The organism is Paracoccus sp. pheM1 (assembly GCF_018499825.1).
GTDB lineage: Bacteria > Pseudomonadota > Alphaproteobacteria > Rhodobacterales > Rhodobacteraceae > Paracoccus > Paracoccus versutus.
Genome location: NZ_JAGXCX010000001.1, coordinates 1,166,825 through 1,184,990 on the forward strand (window position 1 = coordinate 1,166,825; position 18,166 = coordinate 1,184,990).

General features: G+C 68.6%; 14 protein-coding genes and 3 pseudogenes. 4 read left to right on the forward strand and 13 right to left on the reverse strand.

Translation table 11 applies throughout. The annotated features are described in order from the left end of the window. Window positions 1-244: 244 nt before the first annotated feature. Window positions 245-2,566 (forward strand): ATP-dependent Clp protease ATP-binding subunit ClpA, encoded by a 2,322-nt coding sequence (clpA, locus tag KF941_RS05855; RefSeq protein ID WP_036756693.1) that lies wholly within the window; start codon window positions 245-247, stop codon window positions 2,564-2,566. Window positions 2,567-2,755: 189 nt separating this feature from the next. On the opposite strand, the pseudogene mfd reads toward clpA, so the two are convergent. Both mfd and KF941_RS05865 read right to left on the reverse strand, forming a co-directional pair. Then, a pseudogene (mfd, locus tag KF941_RS05860) lies at window positions 2,756-6,222 on the reverse strand (transcription-repair coupling factor). A 42-nt stretch (window positions 6,223-6,264) separates the two neighbouring features. Next, complete coding sequence (locus tag KF941_RS05865) at window positions 6,265-6,831, reverse strand: hypothetical protein (protein ID WP_072461940.1); 567 nt, start codon at window positions 6,829-6,831, stop codon at window positions 6,265-6,267. A gap of 151 nt (window positions 6,832-6,982) precedes the next feature. Between KF941_RS05865 and hemB the strand changes: the two are divergent. Together hemB and KF941_RS05875 are read left to right on the forward strand one after the other, a co-directional pair. Continuing rightward, a pseudogene (hemB, locus tag KF941_RS05870) lies at window positions 6,983-7,951 on the forward strand (porphobilinogen synthase). 70 nt (window positions 7,952-8,021) lie between these two features. Continuing rightward, window positions 8,022-8,594, forward strand: coding sequence for a YSC84-related protein (locus tag KF941_RS05875; protein WP_214272797.1), 573 nt, complete (start codon window positions 8,022-8,024; stop codon window positions 8,592-8,594). A 56-nt stretch (window positions 8,595-8,650) separates the two neighbouring features. Here the strand turns inward: KF941_RS05875 and KF941_RS05880 are convergent, their stop codons facing one another. Beyond that, complete coding sequence (locus KF941_RS05880; RefSeq protein ID WP_036756703.1) at window positions 8,651-9,298, reverse strand: lytic transglycosylase domain-containing protein; 648 nt, start codon at window positions 9,296-9,298, stop codon at window positions 8,651-8,653. Window positions 9,299-9,505: 207 nt separating this feature from the next. Between KF941_RS05880 and ssb the strand changes: the two genes are divergently transcribed. Beyond that, the gene (gene ssb / locus KF941_RS05885; RefSeq protein ID WP_036756706.1) at window positions 9,506-10,027 is read left to right on the forward strand and encodes a single-stranded DNA-binding protein; all 522 of its coding nucleotides are present in this window, start codon (window positions 9,506-9,508) and stop codon (window positions 10,025-10,027) included. A gap of 73 nt (window positions 10,028-10,100) precedes the next feature. Here ssb and KF941_RS27860 read toward each other — a convergent pair whose 3' ends face one another. From KF941_RS27860 to KF941_RS05925, 10 genes and pseudogenes are all read right to left on the reverse strand, one after another. Further along, on the reverse strand, window positions 10,101-10,409 hold the full coding sequence (locus KF941_RS27860; protein ID WP_346428964.1) for an FCD domain-containing protein: 309 nt from the start codon (window positions 10,407-10,409) through the stop codon (window positions 10,101-10,103). A gap of 256 nt (window positions 10,410-10,665) precedes the next feature. Next, complete coding sequence (locus tag KF941_RS27865; RefSeq protein WP_240540239.1) at window positions 10,666-10,806, reverse strand: hypothetical protein; 141 nt, start codon at window positions 10,804-10,806, stop codon at window positions 10,666-10,668. A 201-nt stretch (window positions 10,807-11,007) separates the two neighbouring features. Continuing rightward, the gene (locus tag KF941_RS27870) at window positions 11,008-11,256 is read right to left on the reverse strand and encodes an MlrC C-terminal domain-containing protein (protein WP_346428965.1); all 249 of its coding nucleotides are present in this window, start codon (window positions 11,254-11,256) and stop codon (window positions 11,008-11,010) included. 407 nt (window positions 11,257-11,663) lie between these two features. Then, window positions 11,664-12,179: pseudogene (locus KF941_RS27875) on the reverse strand (M81 family metallopeptidase); the annotation flags it as partial. Further along, window positions 12,176-13,435, reverse strand: a complete 1,260-nt coding sequence (locus tag KF941_RS05900; RefSeq protein ID WP_240540240.1) for a Zn-dependent hydrolase — start codon at window positions 13,433-13,435, stop codon at window positions 12,176-12,178. The pseudogene KF941_RS27875 and the gene KF941_RS05900, both read right to left, overlap by 4 nt. A gap of 11 nt (window positions 13,436-13,446) precedes the next feature. Next, entirely contained in the window at window positions 13,447-14,151 is a 705-nt protein-coding gene (locus KF941_RS05905; protein WP_214272799.1) for an ABC transporter ATP-binding protein, read from the reverse strand. After that, the gene (locus KF941_RS05910) at window positions 14,148-14,915 is read right to left on the reverse strand and encodes an ABC transporter ATP-binding protein (protein WP_036756714.1); all 768 of its coding nucleotides are present in this window, start codon (window positions 14,913-14,915) and stop codon (window positions 14,148-14,150) included. The genes KF941_RS05905 and KF941_RS05910 overlap by 4 nt, the downstream gene beginning before the upstream one ends. A gap of 1 nt (window position 14,916) precedes the next feature. Further along, complete coding sequence (locus KF941_RS05915) at window positions 14,917-15,888, reverse strand: branched-chain amino acid ABC transporter permease (protein ID WP_240540241.1); 972 nt, start codon at window positions 15,886-15,888, stop codon at window positions 14,917-14,919. A gap of 2 nt (window positions 15,889-15,890) precedes the next feature. Further along, window positions 15,891-16,745 carry a branched-chain amino acid ABC transporter permease gene (locus KF941_RS05920; protein WP_036756728.1) on the reverse strand — a complete coding sequence of 285 codons (855 nt, stop codon included), beginning with the start codon at window positions 16,743-16,745 and terminating at the stop codon, window positions 15,891-15,893. Window positions 16,746-16,809: 64 nt separating this feature from the next. Continuing rightward, complete coding sequence (locus KF941_RS05925; RefSeq protein WP_116171105.1) at window positions 16,810-18,021, reverse strand: ABC transporter substrate-binding protein; 1,212 nt, start codon at window positions 18,019-18,021, stop codon at window positions 16,810-16,812. Window positions 18,022-18,166: the final 145 nt, after the last annotated feature.

Here is an 18,166-nt window from a genome sequence, read left to right on the forward strand (position 1 = left end):
CAAGGACAAAGGGCCGGAACCGGCCCCCTGTCCCGCCATGGCGTTCGCCCAGGGCGACATGCTTGAAATTCGGCCAGGGGAACATCACATCTGCCTCAACCACGGGAAATTCGGCAGGGGCGGACGCAAATACCGCTTGAACTGCGCCGCAATCCACCAAATCTTAACTGTATCGTGACAGTCTGGTCAGGTGGACCGCTAAATCTGGCGGCCCATACCGCCAGCCGACTGACAGGAGCTTGAAGTGCCGTCCTTTTCGACCTCGCTGGAACAGGCCATCCATGCCGCGCTTGCGCTGGCCAACGAACATCGCCATGAGCTTGCCACGCTTGAACACCTCCTGCTCGCGCTGACGGAAGAACCCGATGCCGTGAAGGTGATGCGGGCATGCAATGTCGATCTGGACGAGTTGCGCCGCATGCTGGTCGAGTTCATCGAGGACGACCTTTCGACCCTCATCACCGATGTCGAGGGCTCCGAGGCCGTCCCCACCGCCGCCTTCCAGCGCGTGATCCAGCGCGCCGCGATCCATGTGCAAAGCTCGGGCCGGACCGAGGTGACGGGGGCGAACGTCCTTGTCGCCATCTTCGCCGAGCGCGAATCCAACGCCGCCTTCTTCCTGCAAGAGCTGGACATGACGCGCTATGACGCGGTGAATTTCATCGCCCATGGCGTCGCCAAGAACCCCTCCTTCTCGGAAAACCGCCCGGTCCAGGGCGCCGAGCAGCAGGCCGAGCAGGCCCAGGCCGAAACCGCCCAGCCCAAGGACGAATCGGCGCTGGCGAAATATTGCGTCGACCTGAACAAGAAGGCCGCCAAGGGCGATGTCGACCCGCTGATCGGCCGCGCCGACGAGGTCGAGCGCTGCATCCAGGTGCTGTGCCGGCGTCGCAAGAACAACCCGCTGCTGGTCGGCGATCCCGGCGTCGGCAAGACCGCCATCGCCGAGGGGCTGGCGCTCAAGATCACCCGCGGCGAGACGCCGGACGTGCTGGCCGGCTCGACCATCTTCTCGCTCGACATGGGGGCGCTGCTGGCCGGCACCCGCTATCGCGGCGATTTCGAGGAACGGCTGAAGGCCGTCGTCAAGGAACTCGAGGACCACCCCGACGCCATCCTCTTCATCGACGAGATCCATACGGTGATCGGCGCCGGTGCCACCTCCGGCGGCGCCATGGACGCCTCGAACCTGCTCAAGCCGGCGCTGGCCGGCGGCAAGCTGCGCTGCATGGGCTCGACCACCTACAAGGAGTTCCGCCAGCATTTCGAAAAGGACCGGGCGCTGTCGCGCCGCTTCCAGAAGATCGACGTGAACGAGCCGACCGTGCCCGACACGATCAAGATCCTGATGGGGCTGAAGCCCAGCTTCGAAAAGCACCACGACCTGCGCTATACCAATGACGCGATCAAGATGGCGGTCGAGCTTTCGGCGCGCTACATCCACGACCGCAAGCTGCCCGACAAGGCCATCGACGTGATCGACGAGGCCGGCGCGGCGCAGCACCTGGTCGCGGAAAGCAAGCGCCGCAAGACCATCGGCCCCAAGGAGATCGAGGCGGTGGTGGCCAAGATCGCCCGCATCCCGCCCAAAAGCGTCTCCAAGGACGATGCGGCGGTGCTGAAGGATCTGGACGCGACGCTCAAGCGGCTGGTCTTCGGCCAGGACGCGGCGATCGAGGCGCTGTCCTCGGCGATCAAGCTGGCGCGGGCGGGACTGCGCGAACCCGAAAAGCCGATCGGCAACTATCTCTTCGCCGGCCCCACCGGCGTCGGCAAGACCGAGGTGGCCAAGCAGCTCGCCTCGACGCTGGGGGTGGAACTGCTGCGCTTCGACATGTCGGAATACATGGAAAAGCACGCGGTCAGCCGGCTGATCGGCGCACCTCCGGGCTATGTCGGCTTCGACCAGGGCGGGCTTCTGACCGACGGGGTGGACCAGCATCCGCATTGCGTGCTGCTGCTCGACGAGATCGAAAAGGCGCACCCGGACGTCTACAACATCCTGCTGCAGGTCATGGACCACGGCAAGCTCACCGACCATAACGGCCGGCAGGTGGATTTCCGCAACGTGATCCTGATCATGACCTCGAATGCGGGCGCGGCGGACCAGGCCAAGGCCGCCTTCGGCTTCGGCCGCGAACGCCGCGAGGGCGAGGATACCGCCGCCATCGAGCGCACCTTCACGCCCGAGTTCCGCAACCGGCTGGACGCGGTCATCAGCTTCGCGCCGCTCTCGCGCGAGGTGATCGTGCAGGTGGTCGAGAAATTCGTCCTCCAGCTCGAGGCCCAGTTGATCGACCGCGGCGTCCATATCGAGCTGAGCCCCGAGGCCGCCGACTGGCTGGCCGAACGCGGCTATGACGAAAAGATGGGCGCGCGCCCCCTGGGCCGGGTGATCCAGGAATCGATCAAGAAGCCCCTGGCCGAGGAACTCCTGTTCGGCCGCCTGACCAAGGGCGGCGTGGTCCGGGTGCGGATCGAGGACGACAAGCCCGTCTTCGACATCACCGGCCCCGAGACGCCCAGGATCAGCAACTCCAAGCCGCCGCTGCTGACGGCGGACTGATCCCCGGCCCCGAAAGACAAAGGCGGCGCACTCCTCGCGCCGCCTTTCCTCTGCGCCGCAAGTCCTCTGCGTCGCAGGGGCCGCCCGGCTTTTCTTCCGTGTGGAAATATCCCGGGGGTCCGGGGGCAGCGCCCCCGGCGCGGCCGCACCCGATCCTCCGCAAGGCCCGATCCCGACCGCCCCGGCCTTCTACCCCTTGGCCCTGCCTTCCTTGATCTTCGCCGCCAGCTCCTTGGCGATGGCGAAGCTGCCCTTGATGCGCTCGGCGTCGGTCGGCCAGTCGCGCAGGACGACGATGCGGTTATCCGTCACCTTGGCCTGACCGCGCTGGTCGTGGATGAACTCGACCAGCCCGGCCGGGGGTTCGGGAACTTGTCGCCGTGGAACTGGATGGTCGCGCCCTTGGGCCCGGCATCCAGCCGGGCGATATTCGCCCGCTTGGCCATGGCCTTGATGCGGATGACCAGCAAAAGCGTGTTCACCTCGCGCGGCAAGGGGCCGAAACGGTCGATCAGCTCGGCGGCGAAACCCTCCAGCTCGACCTTGCTGGTCAGCTCGGCCAGGCGGCGATAAAGCCCCAGCCGCACGTCCAGGTCGGGCACATAGCTTTCCGGGATCGTCACCGGCACGCCCAGGTTCAGCTGCGGCGCCCATTCGTCCTCGGGCGTGCCCTCGATCTCGCCGGATTTCAGCTTGGCGATGGTCTCCTCCAGCATCTGCTGGTAAAGCTCGAAGCCGACCTCCTTGATATGGCCCGACTGCTCCTCGCCCAGAAGGTTGCCGGCACCGCGCAGGTCCAGGTCCTGCGAGGCCAGGTTGAAGCCGGCGCCCAGGCTGTCGATGGCGCCCAGGAATTTCAGCCGCCGCATCGCCTGCGGGGTCAAGGGCACCCGCGGCTTGGTGGTCAGGTAGCAATAGGCCCGCGTCTTGGAGCGCCCGACCCGGCCGCGGATCTGGTAAAGCTGCGCCAGGCCGAACATGTCGGCGCGCCAGACCACCATGGTGTTCGCGGTCGGGATATCCAGCCCCGATTCGACGATGCTGGTCGCCAGCAGCACATCGGCGCCGCGGTCGTAGAAGGCATTCATCCGCTGGTCCAGGTCGCCCGCCGCCAGCTGGCCATGGGCGACGATGGTGCTGGCTTCCGGCACATGCTCGCGCAGCCATTCCTCGACCTCGGGCAGGTCGGCCAGCCGCGGCACGACGAAGAAGCTCTGCCCGCCGCGATATTTCTCGCGCAGCAGCGCCTCGCGGATGGTCACGCCGTCGAACTCGGACACATAGGTGCGGATCGCCAGGCGGTCCACCGGCGGCGTGCCGATGATCGACAGATCCCGCACCCCGGTCAGCGACAGCTGCAAGGTGCGCGGGATCGGCGTCGCGGTCAGGGTCAGGACGTGGATGTCGCTGCGCAGCTCCTTCAGCCGCTCCTTGTGCCCGACGCCGAAATGCTGCTCCTCGTCGACGATCAGCAGGCCCAGGTTCTTGAAGCGCACCTGTTTCGCCAGCACGGCATGGGTGCCGACGACGATGTCCACCGTGCCCTCGGCCAGGCCCTTGCGGGTCTCGGCCGCGTCCTTGGCGGACACGAAGCGCGACAGCGGCCGGACGTTGATCGCCGTGCCGCGGAAACGCTCGGCAAAGGTGCGGAAGTGCTGGCGCGCCAGCAGCGTGGTCGGCGCGACCACGGCGACCTGCCGGCCCTGCGAAGCGGCGATGAAGGCCGCGCGCATGGCCACCTCGGTCTTGCCGAAGCCCACGTCGCCCACGACCAGCCGGTCCATGGGCCGGCCGGCGGCCAGATCCTCGGCCACGTCGGCGATGGCGGCGGCCTGGTCCTCGGTCTCGGCATAGGGGAAGCGGGCGGCGAAGCTTTCGATCTCGTGATGCTCGGGCTCCAGCACCGGGGCGGGCCGCAGCAGGCGTTCGGCCGCGACGCGCATCAGCCGGTCGGCGATCAGCTTGATGCGTTCCTTGAGGCGCGCTTTCCGCGCCTGCCAGGCGCCGCCGCCCAGCTTGTCGAGCAGCCCCTCCTCGTGCCCGTAGCGGCTCAGCAGCTCGATATTCTCGACCGGCAGGTAAAGCCGGTCGCCGCCGGCATATTCCAGCGCCACGCAATCATGCGGCACGCCAAGCGCCTGGACGGTCTCCAGCCCGGTATAGCGGCCGATGCCGTGTTCGACATGCACGACCAGGTCGCCGGGGCTTAGCGTAGTGGTGTCGCGCAGGAAATTCTCGGCCTTGCGGCGGCGCTTGGCGCCCCGGATCAGCCGGTCGCCCAGCACGTCCTGTTCCGAGATCACCGCCAGCGCCCCGGTGGCCGCGCCGTCCGAGGTGAAGCCCTCCTCCAGCGGCCAGACCGCCAGGCCAAGCGCACCGGGCTGGTCGGGTAGCTCGCGCAGGTCGGCGATGGGCTGGGCGCCCTTGATGCCCTCGTCGGCGATCAGCCCGGCCAGGCGTTCGCGCGCCCCTTCCGAGAAACTGGCGATGATCACCCTGCGCGAGGCTTGAAGGTTTCGAATATGATCGGCAAGAGCCTTGAAAAGATTTCCCTTCTCGGCCTGGCGCTCGGGGGCGAAATTGCGCCCGACGCGACCGCCGGCATCCAGCACGCCCGGACCCGGCGGCTGCGGCAGAACCGAAAGGCGCAGCACCCGATGCGCGGCCAGCCAGCGCGCCCATTCGGCCTCGTCCGGGAACATGCCGGAGGGCGGCACGGGGCGATAGACCGTGTCGGTGCCGCCCTTGCGGGCCAGCGCCTCGCGCCGCGCCGCGAACTGCTCGGTGATCGTGTGCCAGCGCGCGTCGCGCACCTGCTCCAGATGGTCGTCCGCCACCACCGACGCGCCGGGCAGATAGTCGAACAGGCTTTCCAGCCGGGCATGGAACCAGGGCAGCCAATGCTCCATGCCCGCCATCTTGCGGCCGGCGCTGATGCCCTCGTAAAGCGGATCGTTGGCGCCGCCGCCATATTCGGCGCGGTAGTTCTGGCGAAAGCGGGTGATGGCGGCTTCGTCCAGGATCACCTCGGACATGGGCGCAAGCTCGACGCGGTCAAGCTTTTCGATGGAACGCTGTGTTTCTGCATCGAATCTGCGCGCACCGTCCAGGACGTCGCCGAACATGTCCAGCCGGATCGGCCCGGATTCGCCGGGCGGGAAGATGTCGATGATGCCGCCGCGGACGGCGAAATCGCCCGGCTCGGTCACGGTCGGGGCCTGCGAGAATCCCATGCGGGCCAGGAAGGCGCGCAAGGCGCCTTCGTCCATACGGTCGCCCACTGCGGCCGAGAAGCCGGCATCGCGCAGCACCTCGCGCGCGGGCACGCGCTGCATGGCGGCCGAAAGCGTGGTCAGCACCACGAACGGCCCCTTCAGCGCGCCATGGGCCAGCGCCGTCAGCACCGCCATGCGCGCGGCCATCACCCCCGGCGCGGGCGAGACGCGGTCATAGGGCGTGGTGTCCCAGGCCGGGAACTCCAGCACCGCGGCCGAGGGCGCAAAGAAGCCCAGCGCCGCCCGCATCGCGGCCATGCGCCGGTCGTCGCGGGCGATGTGGATGACGGGATTGCCGCGGGCCAGTTCGCGCGCGACCAGCGCGGCGTCCATGCCCTCGGGCGCGCCGGACAGGGTCAGGTGTTCGGGAAGCGGTGCCATGCGCCCCGAGGTAAAGCCGGCATCGGCGAAGTCAAGAGCGGTTCAGAAGCCGAAGGGATGCACGATCATCCAAAGCGCGCCGTAAAAGGCGGTCAGCGCCACCACAAGGACCGACATGGCCAGGATCACCATCCGGTGCCGGCGCATCAGCCGCGCGGCCTCGGCCCCGGCCTCGTTGACCGGCTGGCCCACCTCGGCGCGGGCCAGCACCGCGCGCAGGCGCCGCGCCAGCCGCAGCTCCAGCCCGAAAAGCAGGGCGAAGGGCAGGACCAGCAGCACCAGCGCCTGCGCCATCTCCAGCCCGTAGCCAAAGCCCAGGATGGCCAGCGTGGTCAGCAGGAACGAGCCCAGCCCCAGCAGGATCGCGCCCTCGCGCCGGTCGATGCGCCAGCGCGGCAGGGTCAGCGACAGCCAGTCGAGCAGCACCAGGGCGGCCGGGTCGTCCCTGGGGCCCGGCTCGGCGCCGACGGCCCCGGAAATCACGTCCGAGGGCACGCCCAGGATGCGGCGCCCCGCCATGGTCCAGGCCAGAGTCAGGATCACCCAGAACCAGATCGAGCCGAAGGACCGGCTGTCCAGCAGGGCGAGGATTCCCTCGGGTCGGGGCACGTCTTCTCCTTGCAGCGGTTGCGCAGGGCAAACTAACCGGGCCTGGGGCAAAGGAAAACCTCGATTTTCGCCGCTGGGCGGCAAGGGGTTGCGCGGCGCGGGGCATGGGTGCAGGTTCGGGCCAGATCCTTGCAAGCCACAGGCCCCGCCCATGTCCCCGACCCCGATCACCGCCCCCTTCCCCGCCAGCCGCCTGCGCCGGCTGCGCCGCACGCCCGCGCTGCGCGCGATGGTGACGGAAACGACCCTGACCCCCGCCAACCTGATCTGGCCGATCTTCGTGACCGAGATCGCCGGCGGCGAAGGCGAGATCCCCTCGATGCCGGGCGTCGAGCGGCTGACGCTGGACGGCGCCAAGCGCGCGGCGGAAACCGCGATGCGGCTGGGCATCCCGGCGATCTGCATCTTTCCCCATTCCGACCCTGAGCTGAAGGCCGAAAGCTGCGAGCGCGCCTGGGATCCCGACAACATCGGCAACCGCGCCATCCGCGCCATCAAGGAGGTCGCGCCCGAGCTGGCGGTGATGACCGACATCGCGCTGGACCCCTATAACGCCAACGGCCATGACGGGCTGGTGCGCGACGGGGTGATCCTGAACGACGAGACGGTCGAGGCGCTTGGCCGCATGGCGCTGGTCCAGGCCGAGGCGGGGGCGGACATCCTGGGCCCCTCGGACATGATGGACGGGAGGATCGGCGCGCTGCGCGGACTGCTGGAGCAAAACGGCCAGAAGGACGTGGCGATCCTGTCCTAAGCGGCGAAATTCGCCAGCGGCTTCTATGGCCCGTTCCGCGAAGCGGTGGGCGCCTCGGGGCGGCTGGTGGGCGACAAGAAGACCTATCCGGTGAACCCCGCCAACCGCGAAGAGGCGATGCGCTGCGTCGCCCGCGACCTGGCCGAGGGCGCCGACATGGTCATGGTCAAGCCGGGCATGCCATCTGGCCCCGCCATGTCCGCGACCCCGATCGCGGCGCCCCTTCCTATCAGTCAGCCGCTGCGCCGGCGCGCCGCACGCCCGCGCTGCGCGCGATGGTGGTGGAAACGACCTGCTGGCCGCCGCGCCGGCTGCGACGGCATCCTGACCTATTACGCGCCGCAGGTGGCCGAAAGGCTGGCGTGAGGGCGCGCGCCCGTCTATCATCGCGGCCTTGACAGGCGGGGCAACCGCCGAACAGGGAACCAGGGCTAGGATGATGTATTCCAACGGGATGAGCCGGCACCTGCTGCTGCTGGGCGGCGCGGCGCTGGGGCTGGTGGGCTGTTCGAACGCGATCGGGCAGGATGCGCCCTCGCGGCTGGACGCGCGCGTCGATGCGACGCGGGACTTCCTGCTGCGCAGCTATCCCAATGTCGCGCCCATGGTGCAGAACGCCAAGGGCGTGCTCTACATGCCGCTGATGACCGAGGCGGGCTTCGGCGTCGGCGGCGCCTATGGCCAGGGTGCGCTGCGCATCAACGACGTGACGGTGGATTACTATTCGGCGGCGCAGGCCAGCGTCGGCTTCCAGATCGGCGCGCAGCAATATGCCCATGTGCTGATCTTCCAGACCGATGCCGCGCTGGCCGATTTCCGCCGCGCGCCGGGCTGGGTGGCCGAGGCCGGGGCCTATTACGCGCTGCCCGCCGGGGGCGTCTCGATGGGCACCGACACCATCACCGCGCAGCAGCCGGTGGTGGCGATGATCTTCGGCCAGTCGGGTCTGATGGCCGGCGCCTCGATCGCCGGGACGAAATACAGCCGCGTCATCCCCTCGACCTTCTGACCCTCGACCTTCTGAGGGGAAACGCCAAGGCCGGACGCCCTGCCCGGCCCAGCCTTTCAGCTGCCGTGGATGATGCGGACGTAGTTGCGCGTCTCGCGATAGGGCGGCACGCCGCCGTATTTCGCCACCGCCGCCGGCCCGGCGTTATAGGCCGCCAGCGCTAGCCGCCAGCTGCCGAAGGTGTTGTACATCATGCGCAGGTAGCGCGCGCCGCCTTCCAGGTTCTGCATCGGGTCGTTGGGATCGACGCCCAGCTTGGCCGCCGTGCCCGGCATCAGCTGCGCCAGCCCCTGCGCCCCCTTGTGCGAGCGGGCCGAGGGGTTCCAGCCCGATTCCTGCTGCACCAGCCGCAGGAACAGATCCTCGGGGATGCCGTGCTTGCGCGCGACGGCGCGGGCATGGGGCAGATACTGGCTGCGCCGGTTGCCGCGATAGGCGGGGATGGCGGTGGGAATGTCCAGCTCCACCACGCTCTTGGTCGAGGTGCCGCCGGGGCGCAGCCGGGCCGATTGTTGGTATTGCGCGGCCAGGCGCGAATCCATCAGCCGGGTCTGGCGCTCGAACTGGGCCAGCCGCGACTTGCCGCTTTTCGCCTGCAGCCGCAGCCCGTCTGCCGTGGCGGGGGCAGCCAGCCCGGCCGAAAGAGCCAGGGCCATCACGGCCCGGCCCAGCTGGCGCATCATCGCCCGATCGCGTGAAAGCATCCTTGGTCCCTCATGCATGGCGTCTTCTTTTTTGCCGGCACTATAGCGCAAAGCGGGCCGCGCGCCGCAAGAGGATTTTGCCGCGCGCCGGGCGGCACCGCCATCGGCGGATTTCCGCCCATGACAGCCGATGCCATTCCACTTGCCCCCCCGCCCCCTCACGCGCTACACCCCCGCGGGAACGAAGCCAACGAAAGGGACCGCAGCATGGCTGGCAGCGTGAACAAGGTGATCCTGGTCGGCAACCTGGGCCAAGACCCGGAGATCCGCAGCTTTCCCAGCGGCGGCAAGGTCGCCAACCTGCGTATCGCGACCTCGGAGACCTGGAAGGACCGCAACACCGGCGAGCGCAAGGAGCGCACGGAATGGCACACGGTCGCCATCTATTCCGAGCCCCTGGTCCGCGTGGCCGAGCAATACCTGAAAAAAGGCTCCAAGGTCTATGTCGAGGGCCAGCTGGAGACCCGCAAATGGCAGGACCAGAGCGGCAACGACCGCTATTCGACCGAAGTGGCGCTGCGCCCCTTCCGCAGCGAGCTGCACATGCTCGACAGCCGCGGCGGCGGTGCGGCGGGCGGCGGCCGCGATGACGGCTATGGCGGCGGCGGTTACGGGGGCGGCGGCTATGGCGGCGGCGGCTCGTCGGGCGGCAGCTCCTCGGGCGGCAGCTCCTCAGGCGGCGGGCAGTCGCAGAACCGTCCCGATTTCGACGACGACATCCCGTTCTGATCCCCGAATCCTGGGCCCGCGAACCTGGCCCCACGAATCCCGGTCCCGGCCCCTCGCGGCCGGGATCTTGCGTTCAGAACCGGCTCAGCAGGTCCGAGCGGAACGAGGCGTCCAGCCGCCGCATGTAGCTTTCGGCACAGCACATTTGGTCGTGCATGATGCGGGCGGCGGCATCGCCGTCCCCGGCGCGAAAGGCGGCCAGCAATTGCCGGTGGCTTTCGATATTCGCCTCGCCGAAGATCTCGTGCTCGCGCATGCTTTCGCTGCGATAGCTGACCAGGTCGCGCAGCAGGCTGTTCAGAAAGCGGCACATGAAGGCCAGGATCACGTTGTCCGAGGCCTCGCAGAGGATGTCGTGGAACTCGGTCTCGGCCCGGCGCACCACGGCGCGGCGGGCCGCGCGCCGCAGATGCGGATGCCGCCGGCGCCGGGGCGCAGCGCCGATGGCTTGCGCGCCAGGCGATCCAGCACTGCGCAGCTCGTAGACCTGGGCGAAGCGACGAAATGCAGGACCGCAGCATGGCTGGCAGCGATCGACGGCTGAACCGGGCCCGCCGGACCGAGAGCTGCGCCCAGCCCCCGACCTCCGCGCTTCAGCGCCTCGCGGATGGTGCCTTTCGAGCAGCCGTAATGCTCCATCAGCGCGCGCTCATGCGGCAATCGGTCGCCGGGATGCATGCCGCGCGGGCGATGCGGCGGCGGATGTCCTCGGCCACCTGGTCCGACAGCTTGATGCGGGTAAGCCTGCGTTCCTTGCCTGCCGGCGCGTCCTGATCCATGCGGTCCTCAATCCTGCCAGGTTGTCCCCAGGTCCAGCGGATATATGGGCCGGGCGAGCGGCAAACGATCGTAATCCGAGGCGGTTACGCCCGAGCTGGCGCATTCCACCACCGCCTTGGCCAGCGGCTCGAAGACCGGGCGGCAATACATGCGCGACAGGTGCGCGCGCTTCCGGCGTCGAGGCCGAGGCGGCGCCCAGGTCAGCGGCGCGGCGGCCTCGCGATCACGATGCGCGCGGCGCCGGTGTCGAAAGCGGCGGCGCGGCCCATCGACAGCTCCTGCCCGTGATAGATCGGGCCGGCGACGCGATAGCGCCCGTCCGACAGCGCCGTGACCCGGCCCGACAGCCGCAGCGGCGGGCGCGGCGCGGGCAGGCCCTCGGCCGGGGTCTTGTCGCCCAGCCGGATCTCGACCTCGGCTCCCTCGCCTGCGGCGAAAAGCTGCGCCACGGTCTCGGTCGGCGCGGCCGGGATCGCTGCCCGGCGGCCAGCAGTCGCCGTCCATTACGTCGCAGCTCGCCGCATGCTTTCGCCATGGTCGGCAGCACCGGGGCGGCATCGCCAGCGCGGCGGCGCGGGCGATGGATTGCGCCAGGGGTTCCTCGGCATAGACATATTCGGCGCGCCGGTGCCATGCCTCGCGGCCAAGCTCCTGCGCGACCGCGCGCGCATGCTGTTCGCACATGCGAGGCGGCGTTCGGCCGGCGGAAAAGCGCGCGCCCGCGCACGCCGGCGCGCCTGGCCTGCCGCGCAGCGCGCAGGTCGTCATGGGCGAAGTCGGTCGCGGATGCAGGTATTGCCGCCAGCTGCGGGTGACAGTCGATCGCCGGGCGCGGGGCGCCGGAAAGCAGCGGTTCGAACAGGCGCACGACATGTTCGCCGGTCTCGACCATGTCCACATGCGGATAGGTCTTGAAGCCGGCGATCACGTCGCAATGGTCCAGCGTGGCTTGGGTGATATTGCCATGCAGGTCCAGCGCCACGCCGATGGGCACGCCCGGCGCGGCGGCGCGGACGCGGCGCAGCAGTTCGCCCTCGCCGTCGTCATGGCTGCGCGTGACCATGGCGCCGTGCAGGTCCAGCAGGATGCCGTCGCAGCCTTTTTCCACCGCCGCCAGGATCGCCTGCGCCATGGCCTCGAAGGCATCGTCCTCGACGGGCCCCGAGGGCATGGCATGGGCGATCAGCGGCACCTCGACCTCGGCGCCGATGCGGCGGGCGAAGGCGTAAAAGGCGCCGATGGCGGCGGGATAGGTCTCGGCCGCGGCCAGCGCGTCCGCGCCCCATTTCGGGGCAAAGGCGGCCAGCGGGGTCTTGAGCGGCGAGAAGGTGTTGGTCTCGTGGTTCAGCCGGGCCAGGACAAGGCGGGTCATGCGGCGGCCCCCTTGCGGCTCTCAGCCATGCGGCGGTCATAGTCCAGCACCGCCTCCAGCAACACCTGCGCGCCGGCGGCACATTCCGCGGGTTCGGTCGATTCGGCGGGGTTGTGGCTCAGCCCGTCCTTGCAGGGCACGAAGATCATCGTCGTCGGCGCCTTGGCCGCGGCATGGGCGGCGTCATGGCCGGCGCCCGAGACGATGTCGCGCGTGGAATAGCCCGCCGCCTGCGCCCCCGCCCTGACCGAGGCGATGCATTCGGCGTCGAACACCACCGGCGCGGTGCGCGAGATCTGCTCCAGCCGGCTTTCCAGCCCGACCGCCCCGGCGGCATCCTGCACCAGTGCCTCGACCTCGGCCTGCATCCGGTCCAGCACCGCGTCCGAGGGGTGGCGCAGGTCGATGGTCGCCCGCACCTCGCCGGGGATGACGTTGTGCGAATTGGGGCTGATCTCCAGGAAGCCGATGGTGCCCACCGCGTCCTGATGCGCCTTGGCGATGCGGTCGATGCCCTCGATCACCCGCGCCATGCCCAGAAGCGCGTTGCGGCGCATTTCCATCGGGGTCGAGCCGGTATGCGCCGCCGTGCCGGTCAGGGTCAGTTCGAACCAGCGCATGCCCTGGATGCCCTGCACCACGCCGATCTGGATGCCCTCGGCCTCCAGGATCGGGCCCTGCTCGATATGCAGCTCGAACATGGCGCCGAAGCGGACGGCGCCGGCCTTGGCCTCGCCGCGATAGCCGATGCGGTCCAGGCTGGCGCCGAAGGTGTCGCCGCGGGCGTCCGCCCGCCCGTCGCCGTATTCGCGGCTATAGACCCCGGCCCAGATCCCCGAGCCGAGCATGGCCGGCGAAAAGCGCGAGCCCTCCTCGTTGGTCCAGTTGACCAGCATCAGCGGCGCCTCGGTCTGGTAGCCGGCTGCGTCGAGCGTGCGCAGTACCTCGAGCCCCGCCAGCACCCCCAGCACGCCGTCGAACTTGCCGCCGGTCGGCTGGGTGTCCAGGTGGCTGCCCATGGCGATGGCGGGCAGGTCCGCGCGGACGCCGGGGCGGGTGGCGAACATGTTGCCGGCCTCGTCCACGGTCATGCTCAGCCCCAGCGCGTCGCATTGCGCCCCAAGCCAGTCTCGCACGCGGCGGTCGTCCTCGGACAGCGTCAGCCGGGCGATGCCGCCGTCGGGCGTGGCGCCGATGCGCGCCGTCTCCATCAGGCTGTCCCACAGCCTTTCGGCGTCGATCGTCAGGTTGGACATGGTGGTTTCCTTCATGCCTTCACGCCCAGATAGCGGTCGATGGTATCGGGGTCGCTGCGGAACTGCTCGGCGCTGGCGCAATGCACGATGCGGCCCAGTTCCAGGATGTAGTGCCGGTCGGCCAGTTGGCTGCACACGGCCAGGTTCTGCTCGACCAGCAGGATCGGCACGCCGGCCTCGCGGATCAGGCGGATCTGGGCCACGATCTCCTCGACGATGATCGGGGCCAGGCCCTCGACCGGCTCGTCGAGCATCAGCACCTTGGGGCCGTTCAGCAGCGCGCGGGCGATCGACAGCATCTGCTGCTCGCCCCCCGAAAGCTGGCCGCCGCCGTTCTTCCTGCGCTCTTCCAGCCGCGGAAAGATGCGGTAGATGTCGCCAAGCGACCAGGGCGAGCCGCGGCGCACGGCGATGCGCAGGTTCTCCTCGACGCTGAGCAGCTGGAAGATGCCGCGGTCCTCGGGCACCAGCGACAGCCCGGCCGCGGCGATGCGGTGCGCGGGCTGGCCGGTCACGTCGCGGCCCGCCAGTTCCACCCGGCCCTGCCGCGGCACGATCAGCCCCACGGCGGTCTTCAGCGTCGTGCTTTTGCCGGCGCCGTTGCGGCCCAGCAGGGTGACGATCTCGCCCGGCCCGACCTCCAGCGTGACGCCTTGCAGGATGTGGCTCTTGCCGTAATAGCTATGCAGATCGGTCAGTCGCAGCGCGGCGCTCATGCGATGTCCCCCGTGATCATGTTGCCCAGATAGGCGCGCTGCACCTCGGGGTCGTCGCGGACCTGGGCGGGCGGCCCCTCGACCAGCTTGCGGCCCAGCCGCATCACCGTGACCATGTCCGAGATGTTCATGACGATGCCCATGTTATGCTCGATGAACAGCACGGTATGGTCGCGGCCCAGGTCGCGGATCAGCTGCTTCATCGCCTCGATGTCGTCGATGCCCATGCCGGATGTCGGCTCGTCCAGCAGGATGACACGCGGCCGCGCCGCCATGGCCATGCCGACCTCCAGCCGGCGCTGCTGGCCATGCGACAGCTCGCCCGCCAGCCGGTTCGACACGGGGGCAAGCGCCAGCCGCTCGATCACCTCGTCGGCGATGGCCAGCGCCTCGGCATTGGCTTCCGCCCGCCGCCAGGGCGCCAGCGCCTGCCAGGGCGTGCGCCCCTGGGCGGCCAGGCGCAGGTTCTCGCGCAGGGCCAGGTTCGGGAACAGGCTCGTGACCTGGAACGAGCGCGCGATCCCCAGCCGCACCCGGTCGTCGTCCGAGGTGTCGGTGATGTCGCGCCCGTCCAGCTCGATCCGGCCCGAGGATGCCCGCACCCGCCCGGTCAGCGCGTGGAACAGCGTGGTCTTGCCCGCGCCGTTCGGCCCGATGATCGAATGGACCGAGTTGCGGCGGATCTGCAGGTCGACCTCGGCCAGCGCGTGGAAGTTGCCGTATTTGACGCCCAGGCCGCGGGTCTGCAATGCGATGTCGGTCATCTCAATGCTCCTCGGCCGGGGTTTCGGGCGCGCGCTCGCGGCGGAAGACCAGGTCGTAGCCGCGCTCGACCAGCCCCCAGAGCCCGCGTTGCAGGAACAGCGCCACCGTCACAAGCACCAGGCCCAAGAGCAGCAGCCAGCGCGGCCAGACGGTCGAGAGCGCATCGGCCAAGAGCAGGTAGAACCCCGCCCCCAGCACCGAGCCGAACAGGCTGGAGCTGCCGCCGATGATGGTCATGATCAGGATCAGCTCGCTGGTGTGGTATTCGATATTCGACAGGGGCGCGACGCCGATCAGCATTGCGTGCAGCGCGCCGCCAAAGGCCGTGACCGCGCCCGAGATGGCGAAAGCCTCAAGCTTGAACAGCTTGGTCGGGAAGCCGATGGCGGCCGCCCGCCCCTCGTTCTCGCGGATCGCCAGCAGGGTGCGGCCGAAGGTCGATTGCGTGACCATGACCAGCAATGCAAAGACCGCGACGAAGCAGACGGCGACGAAGGTGTAATAGGACCACGGGCTGTTCAGCGCCGTGCCGCCGACCGAAGGACGCGGCACGCCCAAAAGGCCGTTGTCGCCGCCGGTCACGCCGCTGAACGTATAGGCGACGAAGTAGAACAGCTGCGAGAAGGCCAGCGTCAGCATGACGAAATAGACCCCCTGCCGGCGGATCGACAGCCAGCCGACCAGCGTGGCCGTGGCCGCGCCCAGCACCGCCGCGCCGGCCAGCACCAGCGGCACCGGGACCGACCAGCGCGTCAGGCAGATGCCGGCGACATAGGTGCCGATGCCGAAGAAGATGCCCTGGCCGAAGGACAGCAGGCCGGTGTAGCCCAGAAGCAGGTTGCAAGCCGCGACGACCATGGCGAAGATCAGGATCTCGGTCGCCAGGATGCCGGATTTCAGGAACAGCGGCAGCACCAGGACGGTCAGCAGCGCCAGCGCGAGCTGCGCATAGGGTTTGTCGAGCGGGTTCATGCTCATGCCCTCCCCAACAGGCCGCGGGGCATCAGCGCGATGACCAGCGCCATGCCGACATAGATCATCAGCCGCGCGCCCTCGGGCCAGAGCGTGGTCATGACGCTTTGCACCACGCCGACCAGCAGGCCCGCGACCAGCGCGCCGGTATAGCTGCCCATGCCGCCGATCACGACGACGACGAAGGCGACGGAAAGCGCCTCGATCCCCATGAAGGGCTCGACGCCCCGGATCGGCGCGGCAAGCGCGCCCGCAAGCCCGGCAAGCCCGGCGCCGAAGCCGAAGACGGCCGTGTTGATGCGCAGCGTGTTGTAGCCCAAGAGCGCCATGTTCGCCGGCGATTCGGACCCGCCGCGCACGATGGCGCCCAGCCGCGTGCCTTCGAGCAGCCACCACAGCAGCCCGGCCAGGACGGCGGTGAAGCCGATGGTGAAGAGCCGGTATTGCGGATAGATGAAATCGCCCAGGATGACGACGCCCTGCAACCCGTCCGGCGCGGGAACAGAGCCGCCCAGCGGCCCCCAGGCGATGATGACCAGCTCCTGCACGACCAGCGCCAGGCCGACCGTCACCAGGATGTGGAAGGTATGCGGCAGCTTGTAGATGCGATGCAGCAGCACCGCCTCGATCAGCGCGGCGATGCCGGCCACGATCAGCGTGGCCAGCGGCATGGCGGCCCAGAAGCTGAAGCCGCGCATGGTCAGGTCATAGGTCAGATAGGCGCCCAGCAGGTAGAAGGCGCCATGGGCGAAGTTCACGAACTGCAACAGGCCGAAGATGACGCTGAGGCCGACGGCGAGCAGGAAATACAGCATCCCCAGACCGATGCCGTTCAGAACCTGGAAAAGGTAGATCACGGGCTTCTCCTGAAACCGGGCGAAAAGGCCCCGCGCGACAGGGATCGCGCGGGGAGGCGGGGGTTCAGGCGGGCATCTTGCAGCCGGCATCCTCGGGCGACAGGAACGATTTGCCGGCGCTGATGACCTCGGCGTAGTCGTCCTTGTCGGCCATGTCGGCCTTGGCCTTGCCCTTGAGCAGGTAATAGTCCTTGATGACCTGGTGGTCGGCGGCGCGGATCTCCTCCTCGCCGGTCAGGCCCTGGTATTTCAACCCGCTCAGCGCCGCGGCGACGCCCGCGCCATCCGGCGAGCCGGCCTTGACCGCGGCTTCCAGCAGCAGTTTCGCGCAGATATAGCTGCCGGCAAAGGAATAGTTCGGGTTGAAGCCGTGCTTTTCCTGCACCTTGGCCACCAGTTCGCGGTTCAGGGCCGTATCGGCGCCATGCCAGTATTGCGCGCCGAAATAGACGCCCTCGCAGATGTCCGGCCCCAGCGCCTCGAACTGCTCGAGCCCCGAGGCCCAGGCGACGACGATGGTCATGCGCTGCTTGAGGCCAAAGCTGACCGCCTGGCGCAGCGTGTCCGAGCTTTGCGCGCCGAAGTTCAGCAGCAGCAACACGTCGGGCTGGGCGGCGATGGCATTGGTCAGGTAGCCGGAAAATTCCTTGTCGGTCAGCGAATGATAGCTGTTGCCGACATGCTCGATGCCCTTTTCCGCGAACACATCCTTGGCAGCGTTCAGCAGCCCGTCGCCAAAGACGTATTGCGGGGTGATCGTATACCATTTCTTGGCATCGGGCAGCGCGTCGATGATCGGGCGCACGGTCTCGTTGATGGCGCCATAGGTCGGCACCGACCAGCGGAAGGTGGCCTTGTTGCAATCGACGCCGGTGATCTCGTCCGCGCCTGCGGTGGTCATGAAGGCGCCGCCGCCGCGCTCGACCTCCTTGCCCATGGCCAGCGATTCCGACGACAGGATGCCGCCGGCGAACAGCTTGACCCCGTCCTGCGCCAGCGCGTCCTGCACCTTGCGCACCGCGGTCGCGGGCTTGCCCTCGGTATCCAGGTCGAGGGTCGAGACCTGCACGCCATGCGCGGCCGCGACCTCTTCGGCGGCCATCACCGCGCCGATGGTGGCGAACTTGCCGTTGGCGGCAAAGGCGCCCGAGATCGGCACCGGCACGCCGATCTTCAGCGCCTCGCCCTGGGCAAGGGCGCGGGTGACAAGTCCCGGCGCGGCAAGCGCGGCCGCGGCCAGCGTGGATGTGGTCAGGAAACGACGACGATTGATCATGGGGAAACCCTGTTGTTGGCGTTGCATTGGTTCTTGGGGAGGCAACTTTCAAAACTATACGTATAGATAGGATTATCTGTCTATAAGCGGCTTCGCCTCGCCCTCCAAATATTTCCCTTTTAAATCATTGATCTGATCGTTTCTG